The sequence below is a fragment of the Peteryoungia rhizophila genome (assembly GCF_004912145.1).
Taxonomy (GTDB): domain Bacteria; phylum Pseudomonadota; class Alphaproteobacteria; order Rhizobiales; family Rhizobiaceae; genus Allorhizobium; species Allorhizobium rhizophilum.
Map to the genome: position 1 here is coordinate 187,162 of NZ_STGT01000001.1, position 20,185 is coordinate 207,346.

Below are 20,185 nucleotides of genomic sequence, written 5' to 3' on the forward strand. Positions count from 1 at the left end.
GGCATGGTCATCGGGCTATCCATCGGGTTGGCTCAGGTTGCGGCCCGTCTGGTGCCATGCGCAGAGAAAAGGGTCAAGCGTCTCGGCTGCCGGGACGCTATCTCAGGTCCGAATGCCGGTGCTTGTATCGGCCTTCAATGCTCGAGATCTGCCATCTGGTGCAGCTTGCCGACGAGCGAGAAAGCGACACCATCAGGCGCGAAATCGATCTTGGCCTGGCCCTTGAAGAGATCGGAGACGATGCGCTCCGTCAATCGTGAGCCGAAGCCGCGGCGGGTCGGTTCGACGACATGCGGCCCCTGACTTTCGCGCCAGTCGAAGGTGAAGTCGTCGCCCGACTGGTGAGACCAGGTGATATCCACCCGCCCCTGCGGCACCGACAGCGCCCCATATTTCGTCGCATTGGTGGCCAGTTCGTGGACGGCGAGCGACAGGCCCAGCGCCTGCTGGGCAGACAGGTAAACCGAGGGACCGGTGAGTTGGATGCGGTCGGCGCCGTCGCGGTGCGGGGCGAGGGCCGCATCCGTGATGGCGGTGATTTCGGCGGCTGTTACGCTCATGCCGGTCAGCAGGTCCTGCGCCTTGGCCAGGGTCTGTATGCGGGCTGCGATAATGGCGCTGGCATCGGCCACGGACGACGCATTGCGCAGGCTCTGGCTGACGATGGCCTGCACCATAGAGAGCGTATTCTTCATCCGGTGCGCAAGCTCGCGGTTGAGAAGCTTCAGCTCGCCTTCATATCGCGCACGCTCATCCAGATGCTTCTGTGTATCGAGATAGGCCTCCTCCAGCCCCTTGCGGTCAGCGACCGCTTGGGTGGTCTCGGTCACGGTATTCAAAAGCCCCGCGACGCGACCGTCGTCGTCATAGAGAGGGCTGTAGGAGAAGGTCCAATAGGTCTGTTCTTCATAGCCGTGGCGCTTCATCACTAGCGGCAGGTTTTCCTGCCACGTTCCCTCGCCCGAAAGAGCGGTCTGAATGAAGGGATAGACGGCGTCCCAGACATCGGGCCAGACCTCGCGAAAAGGCCGACCAACCGAGTGATCGACCCGGTTGCCCAACATGGGTAGATAAGCATCGTTGTGAAATTGCAAGAGGTCGTCGCCCCACCAGAAGGACATGGGCTGGCGGGAAGACAAGGCCGTGCGCACGATGGATTTGAAGGAAAGCGTCCAATCTTCGACCGGCCCCAGAGGAGTTGCCGCCCAATCCACCGCGTTCAGATGCCGCGCCACGTCACATTTGACGCCCAGGAATTCGTCGCCGTACTTCATCAAACTCCCGCGCCAGGCTCCAGGACAGCCATTAAAGGCGTCCGATTAGAAATTGTTCCCTAGCCATGGCAAAAAATCCCGGTTCTCGCTTGAGGCGAACAAGCTCAGACCTCATCCTCGCGGCGCGGGCGATATTCGCCTGTTTCGGGATCTTCGATCAGCGTGCCGACGGCCTGGTTCTCGCGTTCCTTTTCCTCGGCGCGGGACTTCGCCGCCAGCTTTTCAGCATCCGCCACGAAACGGCGGTAGAGTAGCCACGCGCCGCCTACCAGGATCGTCAAGAATATAAGCTGCGCCATGTCCCCTCGCCCGTCAGAACCGATGTTTCGCGCCGGTCAGAGACCGTAGCGACCCCATAGTGCCTTCTCTTCGAGGGTCTCTGCAAGACCGGCGACGGCCTGAACCGCGATCTGGTCTACCGATCCGAAGGCGCCGATGCCCGGTGCGCGGCGACCGAAAAGGCCCTTTTGGGCTCCGACGAGTTCCAGACGGGCATCCTTGCCATAGCGCGTCTTGATCTCCTCGCGCATACCGCCGAGGCGATCGACGAGGCCGAGTTCGAGGCCCTTGCGGCCGGTCCAGAAAAGGCCCGAGAACAGGGCGGGATCATCGGTAAGCTGCGCGCCACGGCGAGCCTTGACCATGTCGATGAAGATCTCGTGGATCTCCAGCTGCAGGGTCTTCAGGTATTCGATGTCGCTTTCCTTCTCCGGCTGGAAAGGATCGAGGATCACCTTGTTCTCACCGGCCGTATAGACGCGGCGCTCGACACCGATCTTCTTCAGCAGCTCCGGAAAACCGAAGCCGCCGGAGACGACGCCGATCGAGCCGACAATGGAGGTGGCGTCTGCGATGATCTCGTCACCGGCAATAGCGATCATGTATCCGCCGGATGCCGCGACGTCCTCGACGAAGACGAGCACGCGCTTGTTCTTTTCTTCGGCGAGTGCCCGAATGCGGTCGTAGATCATCCGCGACTGGACGGGAGAGCCGCCAGGCGAGTTGATCGAGAGCGCCACGGCGGGGCTATCCTTCATGCCGAAGGCTTTCTCCAGCTGGCCGGCGATCGAGGAGAGGTTGAGCGCCGGACGAAACCGCGAACCGCCGCTCATTATCGGACCGTGCAGCCGGACGACCGGAATGACGACGCCCTTCTTCTGGAAGCGCTTGGGAACCAGTCGTTTCAGAATGTCTGCCATGGTCGCGTTTCAACTCCTCACGATCTCTAATCTGACCCGAGATGTAAGGAGCCGGGGGCCGAACACAATGGTTCGGGCGAAAAATCAGTCTTTTCAACGCAGCCGTGAATACCCAGCCCGACCGTTGTTGAGGCTGTCGACGACAGGCGCGAAAGCGTGACTGTCGGGCCGGTCGTGCATCAGGAGCGGCGCACGCATCTGAAGGCGCGCGCGCGACCCCTTGATCCCGGTCACGAGGATCCGGGTGGCGTTTTCCCCTTCGCGCGGATGGATCGCCGTGATTTCGAGACCGCCGAAGCGACGGCCGCAAGCGGCGATGATCTCGGCGATCGACTGAGGCCGCGCAATCAACGAGAGCTGGCCACCGGACACCGTAATCCCGCCCGCAGTGCGGATCCAGCTTTCGAACAGGTTCCCGGTCATCGCATGGGCTTCTGCCTTCAAGGCATCCGGCGTCTTGCGGTCGCCGGGATCGTTGAAGGGCGGGTTCATGATGACATGGTCGAAACTGTTGTCGGCGAGCCCGACTTCGGCACGGGCACGACCGGTCAGCGTGACATCGGCCTCGATCACCGCAGCCCTTGTCGCGAGCTCCGCGTTTTCGGGCAGGGCGAGGCTCTTGCGAGCAAACTCGGCCATATCCGGCGAGCGCTCGACGAGGATGATAGACGCTCTCGAAAGACGGGAGGCGACGGCAAGCCCCGCTGCACCGGCACCAGCGCCCAGATCGGCGACGCGGACAGGCCGATCGTCAGCCACCAGGGAGGCGAGCAGCATTGCATCCATGCCGGCACGGTGACCGCGGCCGACGGGCTGGACGAGATGGAAACGGCCACGGTGGAAGGCGTCGATCGTCTCGGGCACGGCCTGTTGCTGATCGAACACGCGTGTCGCGACCATGGCGGGATCAGACCTCGCGGTCGCGCAGCTCGGCGCCGAGGCCAGCATCGGTCAGAATGCGGCGGGCCTGATCGATGCAGTCGGCATCCACAAGCAATCGACGCTGGAGCATGCCGAGCGAACCTTCCAGGATGCTCATCGACTGATCGGCGATCATCATGGCGATGCCGGCGTCTCGCATCAGGCTTTCGGCGAAGGACAGAAGGACGACGTCGTTGCTGCGAATGATCTCATGCATCGAATTCAGAACTCACTGTTAACGGGTAAAACCGGGTTCCAGCCGCCAGCCGAGGCAATTCGCCCCTTGCCGTGGCCTTCCCGGCTTTTTATTGTCGGCGACCAAACTGAACAGGAGTCCGGTGCGTTGGGCGTAGTCATACCGCTTGAGGAAAGCAAAAACAAACAGGCATCCGTCAAGCCTCTGGTGGACCTGACCAAAAACGGCATGGAGCGCGTCAATCAGCTGATCCTGTCGAAGGCCGGCTCCGATGTGCAAATGATTCCGGAAGTCGCCAATCACCTGATCTCGTCCGGCGGCAAACGCTTGCGTCCGATGCTGACGCTCGCGACAGCTGCGATGTTCGGCTACGAGGGCGATCATCACATCAAGCTCGCGACCTCGGTCGAATTCATGCATACGGCAACGCTGCTGCATGACGACGTTGTGGACGAGAGCGATCTGCGCCGCGGCAAGAACACAGCCCGCACCATCTGGGGCAATCAGGCGAGCGTCCTTGTCGGCGATTTCCTGCTCGGCCAGGCGTTTCGCATGATGGTCGAAGTGGGGTCGCTCGACGCGCTCGATGTTCTCTCGACGGCGGCCTGCGTGATCGCTGAGGGCGAGGTGCTGCAGCTTTCCGTCGCCAAGAACATGGAAACGACCGAAGACGACTATCTCGCCGTCATCCGTGCCAAGACGGCAGCGCTCTTTGCGGCCGCCGCCGAAGTCGGCCCGATCGTCGCCGGCACGGACAAGGCCACGCGCAGCGCGATGAAATCCTATGGCATGAATCTCGGCCTCGCCTTCCAGCTGGTCGACGACGTGCTCGATTACGGCGGCAAGGCTGCCGAGACGGGCAAGAATGTCGGCGACGATTTTCGCGAGGGCAAGATCACGCTGCCCGTGATTCTCTCCTACCGCCGGGGCACGGCTGCCGAGCGGGAATTCTGGAAGGAATCGATCGAAGGTGGGCAGAACGATGATGCGAGGCTTGAAAAGGCCCTCGGTCTGATCGGCAAGTATGGCGCCCTGTCTGAGACGATCCAGCGAGCGCAACATTACGGAACGATCGCACGGGATGCGCTGGCCCCCTTGCCGGAAACGCCTTGGAAGAGTGCCCTGAACGACGTGATCGATTTCTGCATTTCCCGCGTCAATTGACGCAGACGCCGCGATCGCCTTGCGGGGCTGCTTCAAAAAAGCCATTCTGTCCATGAATCATCGCTGATTGTCCGATCACGGACATCAGCGATCGAACCCCGGTTCTTGAAAGGCTCGTCATGCGGCAAAGCCCCGCCCTTCGCACTCTCGCCGGCACAGCGCTGGCACTGCTCCTGAGCGTCTCGCACGGACAGTTCGCGTCAGCCTCCTCGGCCCCAAACCAGGCGGGCTCGGAGAGCTTCGACATCCAGGGTGTCGATTCCTATGCCGGGGCCTTCCTGGCCGCGCGCACGGCAGAGGCCGACCGCGACTATCCGAGTGCGGTTAAGTTCTACAAGAAGGCGCTGGAATTCACCCCGAACGAGCTGGAATTGCAGCAGCGGCTGATGATCGCGCTCATCATGAACGGTGAATTCGATGAAGGGGCCGACCTCGCCAAGACGCTGGAAAGCGATCCGGCCGTGGAACGGGTCACTTCCGTCGCGCTCGGCTTCCGGACGATCCGCGACGGCGCCTATGCCGATGCCCTCAAGCATTTCAAGTATGAGGGGCCGAACGATCTCGACCGACTGATGAACCAGCTGCTCATCGCCTGGGCCATGGTTGGTGACGGCAAGGGCAAGGAGGCGCTGAAGCTCGTTCAGGATCTTCAGGGCCCTAGCTGGTATGGTATCTTCCGCAACTACAATGCCGGCGTCATGGCCGCGCAGATCGGCGACATCGATGCCGCCCGCAAGGCGCTGACTGAAACGGTGACGGATCGCAATGGCGGGGCAACCGCTCCCGACACATTCGCCCGGGCCGTCATCGCGCTCTCCACACTCGAGGCCGGCGCCGGCAACAAGCAGAAGGCGCTCGATGCGCTCGCGGCCGGCGACGAGCTGATCACCAATTTCGCGCCTTTCAACGCGCTACGCGACGCGATCGAGGCCGGCCGTCAGCCGGATCCCGTCGTCGCCAACGCGGCACAGGGGGCGGCCGGCGTGCTCTTCTCGATCGGTGGAGCCCTCAACCGTGAGGGTGCCGAAGACACGGTCATGCTTTACCTCCAGCTCTCCCATGCGCTGGACAGGGATGCGGCTGACACGCTGGTATTGCTCGGCGGCATCGCCGAAAACGCCAAGCAGCCGGAAAAGGCGATCGCCTTCTATCGCCAGGTGCCAGAGACGTCGCCGATGCGGCGCGTCTCCGAGCTGCAGCTTGGCCTGACGCTGGCCGAAACCGGCAAGGTCAAGGAAGCCCGTGAACACCTGCAGGGGCTGATTGCCTCCGACCCCGAGGATATCCGCAGCTATCTCGCCTATGGCAGCGTGCTGTCCGACGCCAAGGACTATGCTGCCATGGCGGAGAATTACGACAAGGCCGTCGAGATCATCGGACAGACGCCGGCGCGGAACCACTGGTCGGTCTTCTTCCAGCGCGGCATCGCCTATGAGCGCCTGAAGAAGTGGGACAAGGCGGAGCCGAACTTCAGCAAGGCGCTGGAACTCAATCCCGACCAGCCGCAGGTTCTGAACTATCTCGGTTATTCCTGGGTCGACATGAACCGCAACCTCCAGGAAGGCCTGGAGATGATCAAGAAGGCCGTCGAACTGCGTCCCGACGACGGGTACATCGTCGATTCGCTCGGCTGGGCCTATTATCGCCTCGGCCGTTTCGAAGAGGCGGTGGTCGAACTGGAACGGGCGATCGAGCTGCGCGCCGGAGACGCAACGATCAACGATCACCTCGGCGACGCCTATTGGCGCGTGGGCCGCAAGCTGGAAGCCACCTATCAGTGGAAGCGCGCGCTGGCATCCGAACCCGAAGAGGCGGAGGTGCCGAAGATCCAGGCCAAGATCAACAAGGGCCTGCCGCCGATCGAATCGGATGCTGCCAAGGTTGAGGCCAAGCCGGTCGACGAGCCGAAGAAAGACGACAAGAAGACCTGATCCGCATGAAATCTGTTGCAGAGCGCCGGCCGGAGCGGATCATCGAGACGGCTTGCGCCAAGATCAACCTCGCTCTGCATGTGACGGGCCGGAGGGATGACGGCTATCACCTGCTGGACAGCCTCGTCACCTTTGCCGAGGATGGCGACGAACTGGCCTTCGAGACGGCCGAGAGCGACAGTTTTCGCCTGATCGGCCGCTTTAGCGGCGAGCTCTCCGACGCCAACAATCTGGTTTTGAAAGCACGCGACCTGCTGCGTGCAGCGCTCGTCGATGCCGGTCAACCGCAGGGACCCGTCTCGATCACCCTCGACAAGAGCGTGCCGATCGCATCGGGTATCGGAGGGGGCTCGGCGGATGCGGCAGCTACACTTCGGGGCCTGCTCAGGCTCTGGAAGGCTGATCTGCCGGAGGCCACACTGCAACAGATCGCGCTCCAGCTCGGTGCTGACGTGCCGATGTGTCTCGCCTCTGTGCCGCTGCGCGCCCGGGGAATCGGCGAGACGATCGAAAAGGTGGTAATGCCGTCCGTACCCCTGGTGCTGATCAATCCGTTGAAACCGGTCTCGACGCCGGAGATATTCCGCAGCCTCACCCAGCGCGACAATCCGCCGATCTGCGAGGTATCCGGGACTACCGATGTTTCGACCTGGCTGCGCTCGCTGTCCACTCTGCGTAACGACCTGCAGCCGCCGGCGGAGACTCAGGTGCCCGAGATCGCAGAAGCTTGCGATCTTTTGGGTCAAAGCCTTGCGGGTTTCGTGCGCATGTCCGGCTCCGGGGCCACCTGTTTCGGGCTCTACGAGACGGAGGCGGCTGCGATGAAGGCGGCACTCGCGCTTTCCGCCTATCGACCGAACTGGTATGTGCTCCTGACGCGCACCATTCCGGGAGAGGCCTGATGAGCCGCATCGACGAAAGCCGCCTCTTCGTACCGGTCGGCATTGCCGTGCTGACGGTGTCCGACACCCGCAGCCTGGCCGACGACAAATCTGGGGACACACTGGTCGGCCGCATCGAGGAGGCAGGTCACCGGCTCATCACACGGGCGATCGTGAAGGATGACAGGCATGCGATCCGCGATCAGGTCGAGGCCTGGACGAAGCTGAGCGAGATCGATGTGGTGATCACCACAGGCGGCACGGGCTTCACCGGCCGCGATGTGACGCCGGAGGCGCTGGAACCGCTGTTCGAAAAGCGCATGGATGGCTTCTCGGAAGTCTTTCACCGGATTTCCTATGACAAGATCGGAACGTCGACCATCCAGTCGCGCGCGACGGGTGGTGTGGCGAACGCCACCTTCATCTTCGTGCTGCCCGGCTCACCCGGCGCCTGCAAGGACGCCTGGGACGGGATCATCAAGCTGCAGCTCGACTATCGGCACATGCCCTGCAATTTCGTGGAGATCATGCCGCGGCTCGACGAACACTTGAGACGCAGCCAGGGTTGATCAGCGGCGCGCTTCGCGGGCGACCCAGGACGGGATGATTTCGGAGGCGAGGCGGCGTGGCTTGTGGCCCATTGCCAGCTGCAACAGCTCCCTGCCCTCGCCCGCCAGACCAAGAGCCTGGCGCTTGGGAATCAGCAGACCGTTTTCCAGCAGGGGCCGGCTGCGGGTCAGGCGCCGATAGAAGGGAAGCCTGTAGAGACGCGATTCGGCAAAGCGGGCCGGCGCCTTGTTCACGGCGACATATTCGGCGACTTCATCCACCCATCCCTGGCACAGACGGGCCCCCGGCTCGATCAACAACAGCCATTCACCGCGCGCTGTCGCCAGCAATTCCTTCATGTCCCACTGCTGATAAAATCGGCAGCCGGCGGCATCGGCGACGATGGACGAGCCGTCGCTGGAGCCATGATCCAGCACGATGACATCGCTGACTAGGCCTTCGACTGCGCCTGCAACCAGCACGGACAGGGTCTGTGCGAGCTCGGGCTCCTGGTCGTGGCATTCCATGATCACTGTCAGCATTGCCTATATCTACCGCATTGCACAAAGTTTTGCCACAGTCCGTTTCCTCGAAGTTTGTTCTTGCAATGTTCTCTTTTCCGCAGTAGGAATATAGTCATTGAACGGGCGTGCCTAACCCGTGAGGAGCAAACATGAACGAGCTGTCTCTTGCGAGCCAGGCTGCCTTTCAGCCCGGCAATACGGCAGATATTGCCGATGCGCTGATGAACGCCTCCGGAATGCGGATCGACATCGATCGGCGGCGGGGCCGTGCGGCCGGGATCAATCCGGCCGGCCGTTTCGAGACCAAGGAACGCGTCGCCTTCGACGATGGTTGGCAGACGCTCGAAGACATGCCGCCTTTCCGCACCGAGGTGCAGGTGGAGAAGCCGCGCACGGTGATCACCCGCAACGACTCGCCCGATATTCCCTTCGACCGCTCGATCAATCCTTACCGCGGCTGCGAGCATGGCTGCATCTATTGCTTCGCCCGGCCGACGCACAGCTATATGGGCTTGTCCGCAGGGCTCGACTTCGAGGCGAAGCTGTTTGCCAAGCCGGACGCGCCGCGCCTTCTCGAGCGGGAGCTTTCGAAGCCGGGCTACAAGGTAAAACCGATTGCGATCGGCACCAATACCGACCCCTACCAGCCGATCGAGCGGGAATGGCGCATCATGCGGCAGATCCTCGAAGTGCTGGACAAGGCCAACCACCCTGTCGTGATCGTAACCAAGTCATCGCTCATCCTGCGGGATATCGACATTCTGGCGTCGATGGCCAAACGTGGTCTGGCCAAGGTCGGAATTTCGGTGACGACGCTCGACCGCAAGCTGGCACGGACGATGGAGCCGCGCGCTTCGACGCCGGCCAAGCGGCTGGAAGCGATCAAGGCTCTGTCGGAGGCCGGCATTCCTGTCGCCGTAATGATGGCGCCGGTCATTCCGGCTCTCAACGACCACGAGATCGAGCGCATCCTTGACAGTGGCAAGGCCGCCGGTGCTTCCGAGGCGAGTTACGTTCTCCTGCGCCTGCCGCTGGAGGTGAGCCCGTTGTTTCGCGACTGGCTGCTGCAGAACTATCCGGACCGCTATCGCCACGTGATGTCGCTGGTGCGCTCCATGCGTGACGGCAAGGATTACGACGCCGAATTCGGCAAGCGGATGAAAGGTGCCGGTCCCTATGCCTGGCAGATCAGCCGCCGGTTCGAAATGGCAACCAAGCGGCTCGGCCTGATGCGCCGCAGCCTGCATTTGCGGGAAGATCTGTTCGTCTCGCCGAATAGCGACGGGGTGCAGCTCTCGCTGCTCTGACAGAGTGTGATTTTGTAATTCCGGTGCTGTTGTCCGCCGCCTCGCACCGGATGTTGTCCCTGGTAAGCCGCCCCTGTCGCCATGATCGGCGATCGGGACCGGGGACTTGCAGGAGGTCGGGTGCGCGTGCGATTTCTGCCGCATGAAAATGCGCACGCCACCCGATTCTCCTGGCCTCTTTCCCGACCTGCCGCTGGTGCCGGATTTCTCCCTGGAAAGCCGCGCCAAGCGACGTGAGCTGTGGCCGGTGGCAGGTACGGACGAAGCAGGGCGAGGACCTCTGGCAGGCCCTGTGGTGGCAGCCGCCGTCATCCTTGACCCCAAGCGCATTCCTGAGGGCCTGAACGATTCCAAGAAACTGTCCGCCTCCCAGCGCGAAGTGCTCTATGAGCGGATCCTCTCCATGGCCACGGTTTCCATTGCCTCGTCCTCACCGAAACGGATCGATCTCATCGATATCCGCAAGGCGAGCCTGGATGCCATGCGCCGAGCCGTGGCCGGTTTGAGCCTCGAAGCCCGCCATGTGCTGGCCGACGGAAGAGACGTGCCCATGGGCCTCACCTGTTCCGGCGAGCCAGTGGTCAAGGGCGATGCGCGTTCGGTCTCGATCGCGGCCGCCTCGATCATCGCCAAGGTCATGCGCGACCGGATGATGATGCGGGCCGGTCTCGTCTATCCGGATTATGGCTTTGAAGTTCATGCCGGCTACGGGACCGATCGCCACCGCAGTGCCATCGTCACCCATGGCCCCTGTCCGCTACATCGGATGAGCTTTCGGCCTCTCAAGCTGGCAGCGATCGAAAGTGCAGGCGAAGGACCCGACTGACATGCGCCAACCGCCTGCGGCCGCCGGAAAGCTGAGCGCTCCATTGCCGCCGTTCAAGGTGCGCAGACCGCCAGAAACTCGCGGGCCGCATTCCCGGCGCTTGCCAGGGGGAGTTCCGTCACGTCCTTGCCAACGCTGACCTTCAGCACACCGGTCCCACCGAGCAGGCCCTTCAGCTCTTCGCCTCTCGGCAGGCGACCCTCCAGCATGAAGAGATCGTCCATCTCCATCCGGCTCCCGGTGGTCTCGGTCGTGAGAGCCTGGCTTCCGTTCTCGAGCGTTAGCCGGTAGGCGGATCCGTCCTGTGCACCCGCGGGTTCGTAGGGGAAAAACAACATCACAGGGCCGTCCGCGCTTTCACATGCCAGGGACAGGAGCACGTAATCGCTCTCCGCCATGCCGTAAACGAGCGACGCGGCGCCCTCCCCTGACCAAGCGTGCCAAGTGAGCTCTTCCTCGGCGAAAGAAGGTAGAGGTGCTGCCAGAAGGACGAAGGCAGAGAGTGCCGACAGCGATGAAAGGCGAATAATCTTCATTCCCTGTCCCTCCAAAAAGAAAACGCCCCGACCGGGCGAACCGATCGGGGCGTCGTGATCAGACAGCCTTTGAAGGCCCGTCGGCCGAACTCAGTTCAGGCGCGACTTTACCTCACCGACAGAGGCCCTGAACAGCGCCTGCTGCACAGTATCGTCGGTCTTCTTGGCAAGCACCTTCTCGGCGGCAGCGATGGCGAGATCGACGGCCGCAGCGCGAACGGCGTTCACGGCTTCGGTTTCGGCCTGCTTGATCTTCTGCTCGGAAAGCGCGTTGCGGCGGGCAACGAATTCCTCGGTCTTCTGCTTGGCTTCAGCCGTCAGGGCCGCCGCTTCGCGCTCGGCAGCTGCGACGATTGCAGCGGCTTCGGCTTCGGCTTCCTTGCGCTTGCGCTGGTATTCGGCCAGCAGGTGCTGGGCCTCTTCACGCAGGCGCTTGGCTTCGGCGAGCTCGTCGCGGATCTTGTCCGCGCGCTCGTCCAGCGCCTTGGCCATCATGCCCGGAACCTTCAGGTAAGCGAGCAGAACGAAGAAAAGAACGAGGGCAACGAGTGCGAAAAATGAAGCGTCCATGATGCTTACGCTCCCTGCTTGGCGACGCCGGAGACGGCAGCCTTGATGTCGGCTGCGGTCGATTTGGCGCCGATGAGTTGCTCGACGATCGTACCGACCGTGTCGATGGCGATCGTGTCGACTTCGGCAAAGGCGCGCGCCTTGATGTCGGCAATGCGGCTTTCGGCAGCCGTGATCTTGGCGGAGAGTTCCGCTTCGATGGCGGCGCGCTCGGCGTCTGCCTTGGCCTTGGATGCATCACGAGCGGCAGAAGCGATCTGGCCGGCTTTCGCCTTGGCCGCGGTCAGCTCGCGCTCATAGGTTTCGATGGCGGCATCGGCTTCGGACTTCAGGCGAGCTGCCTCGTCGAGATCCTGCGCGATACGGTCGTGGCGATTTTCGAGAATGCCACCGACCCTGGGTACGATGACCTTCTGCATGAGCATGTAGAAGACGCCGAACGCGATCACCAGCCAAAGGATCTGGGACGGAAAGGTCGTCGTATCAAACGGACCAAATACGGTCGCGCCGTGGCCATCGTCATGGGCAACGCCGGTCTCGGTGTGAAGCTGGCCTTCTGCAGGGGTTTCCTGGGCAAAGGCGGGGGTCACAAACATGCTCACCTCCAGGTGTATGCTCAAATGCGCGAGATCACGGCTGCCTTATCGGCGAGCCGTGATCTCGAACTCCAGCCGTTGATTAGACGACGAACAGGAGAAGGAGAGCAACGAGCAGCGAGAAGATGCCCAGAGCTTCCGTAACGGCGAAGCCGAATACCAGACGGCCAAACTGGCTGTCGGCAGCCGACGGGTTGCGCAGTGCGCCCGTCAGGTAGTCACCGAAGATACGGCCGAGAGCGAGAGACGTGCCAGCCATGCCGAGGCATGCGAGACCCGCGCCGATGTACTTTGCTGCTTCCGCTTCCATATGGATACTCCTTCGAATGGGTTGTTGCGGCTGTTTTTGACGCCCGGGTGGCCGGGGCCAGCGACTTTATTCTCAGTGACCACCATGCACGGCGTCGTTCAGGTACATGCAAGTCAGTACCGCGAACACGTAAGCCTGCAGGAAGGCAACGAGAAATTCGAGACCGGTCATCGCGACCGTCATGATCAGGGGCAGGACCGAGCCGGCAATGCCGAGGGGCCCAAGCGCGCCCATCGTAGCAACGAAGCCGGCGAAAACCTTCAGCGTGATGTGGCCGGCCAGCATGTTGGCGAAAAGACGAACCGAGAGGCTGATCGGACGCGAGAGGAAGGAGACGACCTCAATCGCAGACACGATCGGCAGAAGAGCACCCGGCACACCTGAAGGCGCAAAAATCGAGAGAAAGTGCAGCCCGTGCTTGTAGAAACCATAGACCAGCACCGTCAGAATGACGAACATAGCGAGCGCGAACGTCACGATGATCTGGCTGGTGATGGTGAAGAAATAGGGGAACATACCGAGCAGGTTCGCCGTCAGAACGAACATGAACAGCGAAAACACCATCGGAAAGAACTTCATTCCCTTGGCGCCTGCACCTTCGCGCAGCATCGACGCGATGAATTCATAGGCCATTTCGGCGACCGACTGCATGCGCGTCGGGATCAGACCACGGTTCGACGTCGACAGGTACAGGAAGCCCGAGGCTGCTGCGACCGTCGCCACCATGAACAGCGATGCGTTGGTGAACGAAAAATCAATCCCGCCGATTTCGATCGGTACAATCGGCTTCACAAGGAACTGGGAAGTGGGATCGTTTGCCACGTTCTGCTCTTTCGTTTTCGCCGCCGAGGCGGTCCATTCTCGTTCCGGGCCAGCCGCGTCAGCGACCGTCGCCCTTGTCGTCCAAGTCCATCTTGCGATCAGCCGGATGCGGCGATGCCACATATCCGACGACGCGCATGACGTTCAATACGCCGGCACAGAAGCCGATCAGGAGCATGACGATCATGCCCCACGGCCCCGTACCCACAAAGTGGTCGAAAAGATAGCCCAGAAGCGCACCGACGATGATAGCGGAGATGAATTCGCTCGAGATCTTCATCGCCATTCCGTAACCCTTGCGGGTCTGTTCGGCGTTGCTCTCGGCGCGTCCCTCGTCCCTGGCCTTCCCATCTCGCACCGCGAGTTCGCTGGCCAGTCGTCTGCGGCGCTCTTCCAGATCTTCTTCCCGGTGTTCCGTCATGGCTCTCTCCGTTACCTGTCTCAAGGGCCGTTCTTGCGCCCGAATTGAATGCAGAAACGGCGAGATAGAAACCTTTCTGGCCCGCTTTGAAGTCGGCCGCACCATAATTTTGAGCCCCTGCATAGTCAAGGCATCACAGCGCCAAGTTTCACCACAAATTAACCCCGAAAAATCATAGACTTAAGTCCAATATGGAGATTCATCGCAGATGACGGACGACAAATCCGGTCAATTGGCCGCAAGGAGCGGCCAGAATCTGCCATAATCATGGGGACAGCCGACGAATGTGGCATTCGTCGGCCGGAGGTCTGCCTCGACCTGCCGCGGGCGATGACAGTTCGGGTGATCGCCGCCGCATTTTCGGCAACGAGAGAGGTGGGAGATTCGGCGCAATCTGCTGCGCCTGATCGGATCAGCTCCAGCCGCCGCCATAGGTGCGATAGAAGATGTGCTTGCCGATCTTCTCGACCCGTTTCATCGTCGGGCCCCAGGCCGGGCGGACATAGGTCGCGTGGTAGTGGGTGGCCGAACCGACGTCCTTGAACCAGATCTTGCCGGCAGTCACCGCCATGGCGATATCCTTGGCGACCTTCCAGTGACGTGGCGAGGCGATGATATCCGGGATGCGGTCGCAGGCGAAGGAAAACTGGCAACGGTTACGCCAGTCCTCGTTCTGGTAGACGACGCCACAGATGCTGTCCGGATAGTGCGGGTTGCGCACCCGGTTCAGGATGACCTGGGCGACGGCCGCCTGGCCTTTGACTGATTCTCCGCGAGCCTCGAAGTAGATGCCCTCTGCGAGACACTTCTGTTCCTTGTCGGAAAAGACGCCGGCTGGCAGCGGAGTGGCGGCCCAGGCGTGATCCTTCGGGTCGATGTCGGGAATGAAGCGACCCTGGTCCGGCTGCTTGTCGGCAAGGATGCTGTCGAAAGGGGAGACGGAGGCATAATCCGGCGGCGGGGGCGCGTAGGCGGTCGCCAGGACATCCGGAATTGTGTTGGTGACGAGATCCGCGATCATGGACGGCATCGAAGGATCGATCGCTGGCTTCTCACGCTTGAAATAGAAACTCGCAAGTTCGACAGGCTTCGTCTTGTCGCCTTCACGGGCAAAGATCGATGGCGTCTTCAGTGCCGGCTCCATGAGGGAGCTGGAGCGCTGCAGGATCGATCCAGCGGAGAAGGCGCGTGGCGGCAACATCTGTTCGACGGCGACCACCCGGCCCTTCTTCTGGTCGCGGGTGACGCGCATTTCGTCCGGGATTGAATCAGGATCCGCCTTGCCGCCATCGAAGGCGATACGGCGGCCATCAGGCAGGATGAGGCCTGCGCCACCGGACAGCGCCTCGGAAGCCTCCCCTTCGGAAAATGCGAGATTGGCTTCGTGGATCGACCCCGCTGGCGTTGTCGTCATCACCATGCGCCAGTTGCTGGCGCCGCGATCGACACCAGCGAGAAGGCCAGCCAGATCGGCCTGAGCGGCGACGGTTGGGAAAATCAGCCAGGAAGCAAGGCCGAAGACCAGGGGAGAGGTCCAGTTCTCCAATCGGGAGAGGACCTTCTTCGAAGGACGAAACTTGGGACGCAAGGCCACACTCCAACTCATACCGACACGGGCTCCGGCGTGCCGGTCCCCAACAGGATTACATTAGAGAAATATCTCCTGTTAACCTTGATGCTTGGTTAACACCGGATCACAGGTTCGAGAGTGCGACAAAGATACGAAAAAGACCGCCGGTTGCGCCGGCGGCCTTTGCTGTTTTCGTGTGCGCGATCACCCTCAGATGACGACGTGCGAACCCAGTTCGATGACGCGGTTCGCCGGCAGGCGGAAATAGTCCGAAGGATCGGCTGCGGCTTCTGCGAGCGCGATATAGAGGCGATCCTGCCAATGGGGCATGCCCATGCCAGCGCCCACCACCAGCTTGCGACGGCCGAGATAGAAGGAGGTCGACATGATGTCGAACTTCAGCCCACCGCGGCGCAGGCTCGCCAGCGTCTTTGAGACATTCTGCGTTTCCATGAATCCGAAGCGAATTTCCACCCGCGAGAAGCGCTCCGAGATTTCGTCCACTGCGAAGCGATCCTGCTCGGCAATGCGCGGCCGGCCGAGCGTGCGGATGGTGAGGATGATGTTGCGTTCGTGGATGACGTGGTTGTGCTTCAGATTGTGCATCAGGGCCGCCGGCGCGCGGGTCGGGTCACTGGTCAGGAAGATCGCGGTGCCGGCAACGCAGGCCGGGGCATGCTCGCCCTTCTTCTCGATCATGCGGACGAAGTCTTCGAGCGGAATGTCGTCGCGGCGCGTCTTCTGGAAGATGATCGCCGTGCCGCGACGCCAGGTCCACATGACGATGGTGAAGGCGGCGGCAAAAAGCACGGGCACATAGCCGCCGTCGTGGATCTTCAAGAGATTGGCGCCGAGGAAGACCAACTCGAGAACAAGCAAGGGTGCGAGCACGCCGACTGCGAGCGGCAGGCTCCAGTTCCACTTCTTGCGGACGAATTCGAAGGCCATGATCGTGGTCACCACCATGGCCCCGGTGACGGAGATGCCATAGGCGGTGGCGAGCGCTTCGGAACTCTCAAACAGCAGGACGAGTGCCAGAACGCCGACCAGGAGCAGGGTGTTGACCGAGGGTAGATAGATCTGGCCGGTCTGGGTCTCCGAGGTGAAGAGGATCTGCATGCGCGGCAGGAAGCCGAGATGGATCGCCTGGCGAACCAGCGAGAAGGCGCCGGTGATGACTGCCTGGCTGGCGATAATCGTGGCGAAGGTCGCGAGAATGACGATCGGCAGCAGTGCCCAGGACGGGAACATCAGGAAGAAGGGATCCGACATGGCCGAGGGGTCGCTCAGCACCAGCGCGCCCTGCCCCAGATAGTTGAGGACCAGCGCCGGAAAGACCAGCGCGAACCAGGCGAGCTGGATCGGCTTGCGGCCGAAATGGCCGAGGTCGGCATAAAGCGCTTCCGCACCTGTCACCGTCAGGAAGACGGCACCAAGCACGACGATGCCGAGGAAGCCTTCTCGCACCATGAAGCTTGCCGCGTACCAGGGATTGAAGGCGGCGAAGATGCCGAGATCATCGAAGATGTGATAGATGCCGCCGGCCGCCATGACGATGAACCAGAGGGCTGTGATCGGTCCGAAGAAGCGGGCCACCGCACCTGTGCCGCGCGACTGAACGGCGAAGAGGCCGATCAGGATGGCGAGTGAAATCGGCACGATGTAGTCCGACAGGTCAGGGGCGACGAGCTTCAGGCCCTCGACCGCCGACAGCACGGAGAGCGCCGGCGTGATCATGGAATCACCGAGGAAAAGGGCGGCACCGATCAGGCCCAAAACCATCAGGATCGGCCCGTGGCCATTGGCGGTCTTCGACAGGAGCGCCAGCAGCGACAGCGTGCCGCCTTCGCCGTCATTGTCGGCGCGGAGCAGGAAAAGGACGTATTTCAGCGTGACGATGATGGTGAGCGACCAGATCATCAGCGAGATGACGCCGATGACCTCGATGCGGGTGATACCGTCGACCCCGATCGGCTTCAGCGCCTCGCGGAAGGCATAGAGCGGGCTGGTACCGATGTCGCCATAGACGACACCGACCGAGCCGAGCGAGAGGAGAAGCAGGCTGCGGGCATCCTTCGGACCAGCATGGGGCTGGTGATCGATCTGTTGCATGGGACTACAGGCTCTTCAGAGCCAGCCTTTCCAACGGAAAAACAGGAAGGGGATGATGGCGGACAAAAGCATGGCGAAAAGCGCCAGCGGGTATCCGAAGTTCCATCCGAGTTCCGGCATAAACTGAAAATTCATGCCGTAGATCGATGCGACCAGGGTGGGGGGCAGGAAGACCACCGAGGCGATCGAGAAGATCTTGATGATGGCATTCTGCTCGACATTGATCAGGCCGAGCGAGGCATCGAGCATGAAGGTGATGTTGGTACCGACGAAAGCCGCATGCTCGCCGAGCGACTGGATGTCCCTGGCGACGATGGTGCAGAGTTCGGCGGCCTCTTCCTCATGCCGCACGATCGGCTGCGACTGGAGGAAAATCACGAGGCGCGACAGCGAAACGAGGCTGTCGCGCAACTTGCTGACCAGCTGGTGATGGCTGGCGATATCGAGAAGCTTGTCTTCGAGAAAGCGCGGCGGCCGGCGCTTGGCAGCTTTTCGGTTGACAAAGATGGTGATCGACAGGGCATCGAGGCGGGCAGCAAGCATTTCCAGGATCTCGGCGGTGCGGTCGACGATTGCCTCGAGAAGGTGGCCGAGCAGCTTTGCGCCGGTATCGCACTGGCCATTCATCCGCAACAGGCTGGCGCTGAACAGCGCGAAGGATTTCGGCTCGGCGTAACGGATGGTGATCAGACGGCCGCGATACAGGATGAAGGCGACGTCGGTCAGCAAAGGATAGGTGGAATCTGTCCGGTACAGCAGCGAAGCAGTCATATAGATCGCGTCGTGCTCGACATAGAGACGGCTGGACGGCTCGATATCCTTCAGCTCTTCCGGCGTCGGAAGCGGAATCCCGATCCGGTCCTCGACGAGATGCTCTTCCTCGCGGGTCGGCTTGATCAGATCGATCCAGATGATGTCTTCGGAAAAATCGCCTTGTGCCGGCTCCATGCCGATGACTTCGACACTTCCGTCTCTTCGATAGGCCCTGATCAAGGACTGGTCACCTTCATGGCACGCGGCGCAATTAAAGCACGGACACAATCATAGACCCGGAACGAAAGCCAAAGCAATTGCTGCAGCACAGCAATGCAGCCGGTGCACGACTGGGCCCTACAACACGAGGGGGCCTTGCGGCGCTGCCGCCTCAGATCACTCGAAGACGATCGAGGGCGCCGCGCGACCGGAGCGGGCCTTCACCTGCTCCCAGACCTTCGTCGCGATGTCGCGATAGATCTTCGCCTGCGGACCGTCGGGCTCGCTGACCACGACGGGCGTTCCGGCATCCGAGGTCTCGCGGATGGAGATGGTGAGCGGCACCTCGCCGAGGAAAGGCACGCCGATGGTCTCGGCTTCCGTCCTCGCACCGCCATGGCCGAATATGTCGTAGCGATTGCCGGTATCGGGAGCGATGAAGTAGCTCATGTTTTCGACGATGCCGAGCACCGGCACCTCGACCTTGTTGAACATGTTCAACCCCTTGCGGGCATCGATCAGGGCCAAGTCCTGCGGCGTAGAGACGATGACGGCGCCTGACAGCGGCACCTGCTGGGCCATGGTCAGCTGCGCGTCGCCGGTGCCGGGCGGCATGTCCACCACGAGCACGTCGAGATCGCCCCAGGCGACTTCGCGCAGCATCTGCATCAGCGCCGACTGGACCATCGGCCCACGCCAGATCATCGCCGTGCCCTCGTCGACGAGGAAGCCCATGGACATGACCTTGATGCCATAATTTTCCATGGGCACGATGATGCGGTTCTCGATCTGCTGCGGGCGACCGGTAATGCCCAGGAGGCGCGGCATGGAGGGGCCGTAGACGTCGGCGTCGAGAATACCGACACGCAAGCCGTTGGCTTTCAGCGCGAGCGCCAGGTTGACCGCGGTCGTCGACTTGCCGACGCCGCCCTTGCCGGAGGCGACCGCGATGATGGCATCGATGCCGGGTACGCCGGCCTTCGTGCGTTGCGGACCACTCGGGGCCGGCCCATGATTGTGGGCGTGTCCATGCGCGGGCGCCGACGGCTGCGGCCGGGGCGGTGGTGGTGCAGAGCCCTGCTTGCGCTCGGCGGTCAGGCTGACCACGGCGCCCTTCACGCCCGGCAGCGCCTTGACCGTGCGTTCGGCGGCCTGGCGCAGCGGTTCGAGTGCCTGGGCGCGCTCGGCCGGCACATTGATGGAAAAATAGACCTTGGCGTCGGAAATGAAGACATCGGAGACCATGCCCAGATCGACGATATTGCCGTCGAGATCGGGCCCCCGGATTCCCTTCAGCGCCTCAATCACCTGATCACGCGACAGTTCGGTCATTTCAATATTCTTTCCGCTCGGTCTTCCATGTCTGCGAATGCAGATAATGGAGCAGGAGGCGTTCGCCAACAGCAAAAGCGGCGACGAGGTGCGACCATTGCGGCAGAAACAGACAAGCCGCCTGCGGAGAGCACCCCCCGCGGCGGCTTGTCAGGCTGCACCCTTTGTAGGG

The 20,185-nt window shown here is 61.9% G+C and carries 22 protein-coding genes; 6 read left to right on the forward strand and 16 right to left on the reverse strand.

Features of this window, described 5'->3' with window-relative positions; all coding sequences use genetic code 11:
- Window positions 1-134 precede the first annotated feature (134 nt).
- The 5 genes from E9677_RS00955 to E9677_RS00975 all read right to left on the reverse strand — a co-directional run bounded on the left by E9677_RS00955 (window position 135) and on the right by E9677_RS00975 (window position 3,611).
- Entirely contained in the window at window positions 135-1,274 is a 1,140-nt protein-coding gene (locus E9677_RS00955) for a sensor histidine kinase (RefSeq protein ID WP_235882821.1), read from the reverse strand.
- Window positions 1,275-1,378: 104 nt separating this feature from the next.
- Complete coding sequence (locus tag E9677_RS00960; protein WP_136556231.1) at window positions 1,379-1,573, reverse strand: hypothetical protein; 195 nt, start codon at window positions 1,571-1,573, stop codon at window positions 1,379-1,381.
- A 36-nt stretch (window positions 1,574-1,609) separates the two neighbouring features.
- Complete coding sequence (locus E9677_RS00965; protein ID WP_136556232.1) at window positions 1,610-2,473, reverse strand: S49 family peptidase; 864 nt, start codon at window positions 2,471-2,473, stop codon at window positions 1,610-1,612.
- A gap of 93 nt (window positions 2,474-2,566) precedes the next feature.
- Window positions 2,567-3,373: a tRNA1(Val) (adenine(37)-N6)-methyltransferase gene (locus E9677_RS00970; protein ID WP_136556233.1), complete on the reverse strand. Its 807-nt coding sequence runs from the start codon at window positions 3,371-3,373 to the stop codon at window positions 2,567-2,569.
- A 7-nt stretch (window positions 3,374-3,380) separates the two neighbouring features.
- Window positions 3,381-3,611, reverse strand: a complete 231-nt coding sequence (locus E9677_RS00975) for a putative signal transducing protein (RefSeq protein WP_136556234.1) — start codon at window positions 3,609-3,611, stop codon at window positions 3,381-3,383.
- Window positions 3,612-3,737: 126 nt separating this feature from the next.
- Here E9677_RS00975 and E9677_RS00980 point away from each other — a divergent pair, with 126 nt between their 5' ends.
- The 4 genes from E9677_RS00980 to moaB all read left to right on the forward strand — a co-directional run bounded on the left by E9677_RS00980 (window position 3,738) and on the right by moaB (window position 8,135).
- Window positions 3,738-4,754 carry a polyprenyl synthetase family protein gene (locus tag E9677_RS00980; RefSeq protein ID WP_136556235.1) on the forward strand — a complete coding sequence of 339 codons (1,017 nt, stop codon included), beginning with the start codon at window positions 3,738-3,740 and terminating at the stop codon, window positions 4,752-4,754.
- 119 nt (window positions 4,755-4,873) lie between these two features.
- Window positions 4,874-6,685, forward strand: coding sequence for a tetratricopeptide repeat protein (locus E9677_RS00985; protein ID WP_136556236.1), 1,812 nt, complete (start codon window positions 4,874-4,876; stop codon window positions 6,683-6,685).
- A 5-nt stretch (window positions 6,686-6,690) separates the two neighbouring features.
- Window positions 6,691-7,587 carry a 4-(cytidine 5'-diphospho)-2-C-methyl-D-erythritol kinase gene (locus E9677_RS00990; RefSeq protein ID WP_136556237.1) on the forward strand — a complete coding sequence of 299 codons (897 nt, stop codon included), beginning with the start codon at window positions 6,691-6,693 and terminating at the stop codon, window positions 7,585-7,587.
- On the forward strand, window positions 7,587-8,135 hold the full coding sequence (gene moaB, locus E9677_RS00995; protein ID WP_136556238.1) for a molybdenum cofactor biosynthesis protein B: 549 nt from the start codon (window positions 7,587-7,589) through the stop codon (window positions 8,133-8,135). Before E9677_RS00990 ends, moaB begins: the two co-directional genes overlap by 1 nt.
- Here the strand turns inward: moaB and E9677_RS01000 are convergent, their stop codons facing one another.
- Window positions 8,136-8,657: a glycosyltransferase family protein gene (locus E9677_RS01000; RefSeq protein WP_136556239.1), complete on the reverse strand. Its 522-nt coding sequence runs from the start codon at window positions 8,655-8,657 to the stop codon at window positions 8,136-8,138.
- A 131-nt stretch (window positions 8,658-8,788) separates the two neighbouring features.
- On the opposite strand from E9677_RS01000, the gene E9677_RS01005 reads away from it, so the two are divergent.
- Window positions 8,789-9,946, forward strand: coding sequence for a PA0069 family radical SAM protein (locus tag E9677_RS01005; RefSeq protein ID WP_136556240.1), 1,158 nt, complete (start codon window positions 8,789-8,791; stop codon window positions 9,944-9,946).
- A gap of 142 nt (window positions 9,947-10,088) precedes the next feature.
- Complete coding sequence (locus E9677_RS01010; protein ID WP_136556241.1) at window positions 10,089-10,772, forward strand: ribonuclease HII; 684 nt, start codon at window positions 10,089-10,091, stop codon at window positions 10,770-10,772.
- 53 nt (window positions 10,773-10,825) lie between these two features.
- Here E9677_RS01010 and E9677_RS01015 read toward each other — a convergent pair whose 3' ends face one another.
- From E9677_RS01015 to apbC, 10 genes are all read right to left on the reverse strand, one after another.
- The gene (locus tag E9677_RS01015; protein WP_136556242.1) at window positions 10,826-11,308 is read right to left on the reverse strand and encodes a hypothetical protein; all 483 of its coding nucleotides are present in this window, start codon (window positions 11,306-11,308) and stop codon (window positions 10,826-10,828) included.
- 90 nt (window positions 11,309-11,398) lie between these two features.
- Entirely contained in the window at window positions 11,399-11,878 is a 480-nt protein-coding gene (locus tag E9677_RS01020) for a F0F1 ATP synthase subunit B (protein ID WP_136556243.1), read from the reverse strand.
- A gap of 5 nt (window positions 11,879-11,883) precedes the next feature.
- Window positions 11,884-12,474: a F0F1 ATP synthase subunit B gene (locus E9677_RS01025; RefSeq protein ID WP_136556244.1), complete on the reverse strand. Its 591-nt coding sequence runs from the start codon at window positions 12,472-12,474 to the stop codon at window positions 11,884-11,886.
- 82 nt (window positions 12,475-12,556) lie between these two features.
- On the reverse strand, window positions 12,557-12,784 hold the full coding sequence (locus E9677_RS01030) for a F0F1 ATP synthase subunit C (RefSeq protein ID WP_136556245.1): 228 nt from the start codon (window positions 12,782-12,784) through the stop codon (window positions 12,557-12,559).
- Between the two features lie 72 nt (window positions 12,785-12,856).
- On the reverse strand, window positions 12,857-13,606 hold the full coding sequence (locus tag E9677_RS01035) for a F0F1 ATP synthase subunit A (protein ID WP_136556246.1): 750 nt from the start codon (window positions 13,604-13,606) through the stop codon (window positions 12,857-12,859).
- 58 nt (window positions 13,607-13,664) lie between these two features.
- Entirely contained in the window at window positions 13,665-14,027 is a 363-nt protein-coding gene (locus tag E9677_RS01040; protein WP_136556247.1) for an AtpZ/AtpI family protein, read from the reverse strand.
- A gap of 412 nt (window positions 14,028-14,439) precedes the next feature.
- The gene (locus E9677_RS01045; RefSeq protein ID WP_408014657.1) at window positions 14,440-15,633 is read right to left on the reverse strand and encodes a cell wall hydrolase; all 1,194 of its coding nucleotides are present in this window, start codon (window positions 15,631-15,633) and stop codon (window positions 14,440-14,442) included.
- Between the two features lie 174 nt (window positions 15,634-15,807).
- The gene (locus tag E9677_RS01050; RefSeq protein ID WP_136556249.1) at window positions 15,808-17,709 is read right to left on the reverse strand and encodes a potassium transporter Kup; all 1,902 of its coding nucleotides are present in this window, start codon (window positions 17,707-17,709) and stop codon (window positions 15,808-15,810) included.
- Between the two features lie 15 nt (window positions 17,710-17,724).
- On the reverse strand, window positions 17,725-18,702 hold the full coding sequence (locus E9677_RS01055) for a magnesium transporter CorA family protein (protein WP_136556250.1): 978 nt from the start codon (window positions 18,700-18,702) through the stop codon (window positions 17,725-17,727).
- A 156-nt stretch (window positions 18,703-18,858) separates the two neighbouring features.
- Window positions 18,859-20,013, reverse strand: a complete 1,155-nt coding sequence (gene apbC / locus E9677_RS01060) for an iron-sulfur cluster carrier protein ApbC (RefSeq protein WP_136556251.1) — start codon at window positions 20,011-20,013, stop codon at window positions 18,859-18,861.
- Window positions 20,014-20,185 lie beyond the last annotated feature (172 nt).

Excerpts from the sequence above, each read along its gene's own strand:
- E9677_RS00955 (WP_235882821.1), bottom strand. The coding sequence starts at position 1,274 with ATGAAGTACGGCGACGAATTCCTGGGCGTCAAATGTGACGTGGCGCGG.
- E9677_RS00960 (WP_136556231.1), bottom strand. The coding sequence starts at position 1,573 with ATGGCGCAGCTTATATTCTTGACGATCCTGGTAGGCGGCGCGTGGCTA.
- E9677_RS00965 (WP_136556232.1), bottom strand. The coding sequence starts at position 2,473 with ATGGCAGACATTCTGAAACGACTGGTTCCCAAGCGCTTCCAGAAGAAG.
- E9677_RS00970 (WP_136556233.1), bottom strand. The coding sequence starts at position 3,373 with ATGGTCGCGACACGCGTGTTCGATCAGCAACAGGCCGTGCCCGAGACG.
- E9677_RS00975 (WP_136556234.1), bottom strand. The coding sequence starts at position 3,611 with ATGCATGAGATCATTCGCAGCAACGACGTCGTCCTTCTGTCCTTCGCC.
- E9677_RS00985 (WP_136556236.1), top strand. The coding sequence starts at position 4,874 with ATGCGGCAAAGCCCCGCCCTTCGCACTCTCGCCGGCACAGCGCTGGCA.
- E9677_RS00990 (WP_136556237.1), top strand. The coding sequence starts at position 6,691 with ATGAAATCTGTTGCAGAGCGCCGGCCGGAGCGGATCATCGAGACGGCT.
- moaB (WP_136556238.1), top strand. The coding sequence starts at position 7,587 with ATGAGCCGCATCGACGAAAGCCGCCTCTTCGTACCGGTCGGCATTGCC.
- E9677_RS01000 (WP_136556239.1), bottom strand. The coding sequence starts at position 8,657 with ATGCTGACAGTGATCATGGAATGCCACGACCAGGAGCCCGAGCTCGCA.
- E9677_RS01005 (WP_136556240.1), top strand. The coding sequence starts at position 8,789 with ATGAACGAGCTGTCTCTTGCGAGCCAGGCTGCCTTTCAGCCCGGCAAT.
- E9677_RS01010 (WP_136556241.1), top strand. The coding sequence starts at position 10,089 with ATGAAAATGCGCACGCCACCCGATTCTCCTGGCCTCTTTCCCGACCTG.
- E9677_RS01015 (WP_136556242.1), bottom strand. The coding sequence starts at position 11,308 with ATGAAGATTATTCGCCTTTCATCGCTGTCGGCACTCTCTGCCTTCGTC.
- E9677_RS01020 (WP_136556243.1), bottom strand. The coding sequence starts at position 11,878 with ATGGACGCTTCATTTTTCGCACTCGTTGCCCTCGTTCTTTTCTTCGTT.
- E9677_RS01025 (WP_136556244.1), bottom strand. The coding sequence starts at position 12,474 with ATGTTTGTGACCCCCGCCTTTGCCCAGGAAACCCCTGCAGAAGGCCAG.
- E9677_RS01030 (WP_136556245.1), bottom strand. The coding sequence starts at position 12,784 with ATGGAAGCGGAAGCAGCAAAGTACATCGGCGCGGGTCTCGCATGCCTC.
- E9677_RS01040 (WP_136556247.1), bottom strand. The coding sequence starts at position 14,027 with ATGACGGAACACCGGGAAGAAGATCTGGAAGAGCGCCGCAGACGACTG.
- E9677_RS01045 (WP_408014657.1), bottom strand. The coding sequence starts at position 15,633 with ATGAGTTGGAGTGTGGCCTTGCGTCCCAAGTTTCGTCCTTCGAAGAAG.
- E9677_RS01050 (WP_136556249.1), bottom strand. The coding sequence starts at position 17,709 with ATGCAACAGATCGATCACCAGCCCCATGCTGGTCCGAAGGATGCCCGC.
- apbC (WP_136556251.1), bottom strand. The coding sequence starts at position 20,013 with ATGACCGAACTGTCGCGTGATCAGGTGATTGAGGCGCTGAAGGGAATC.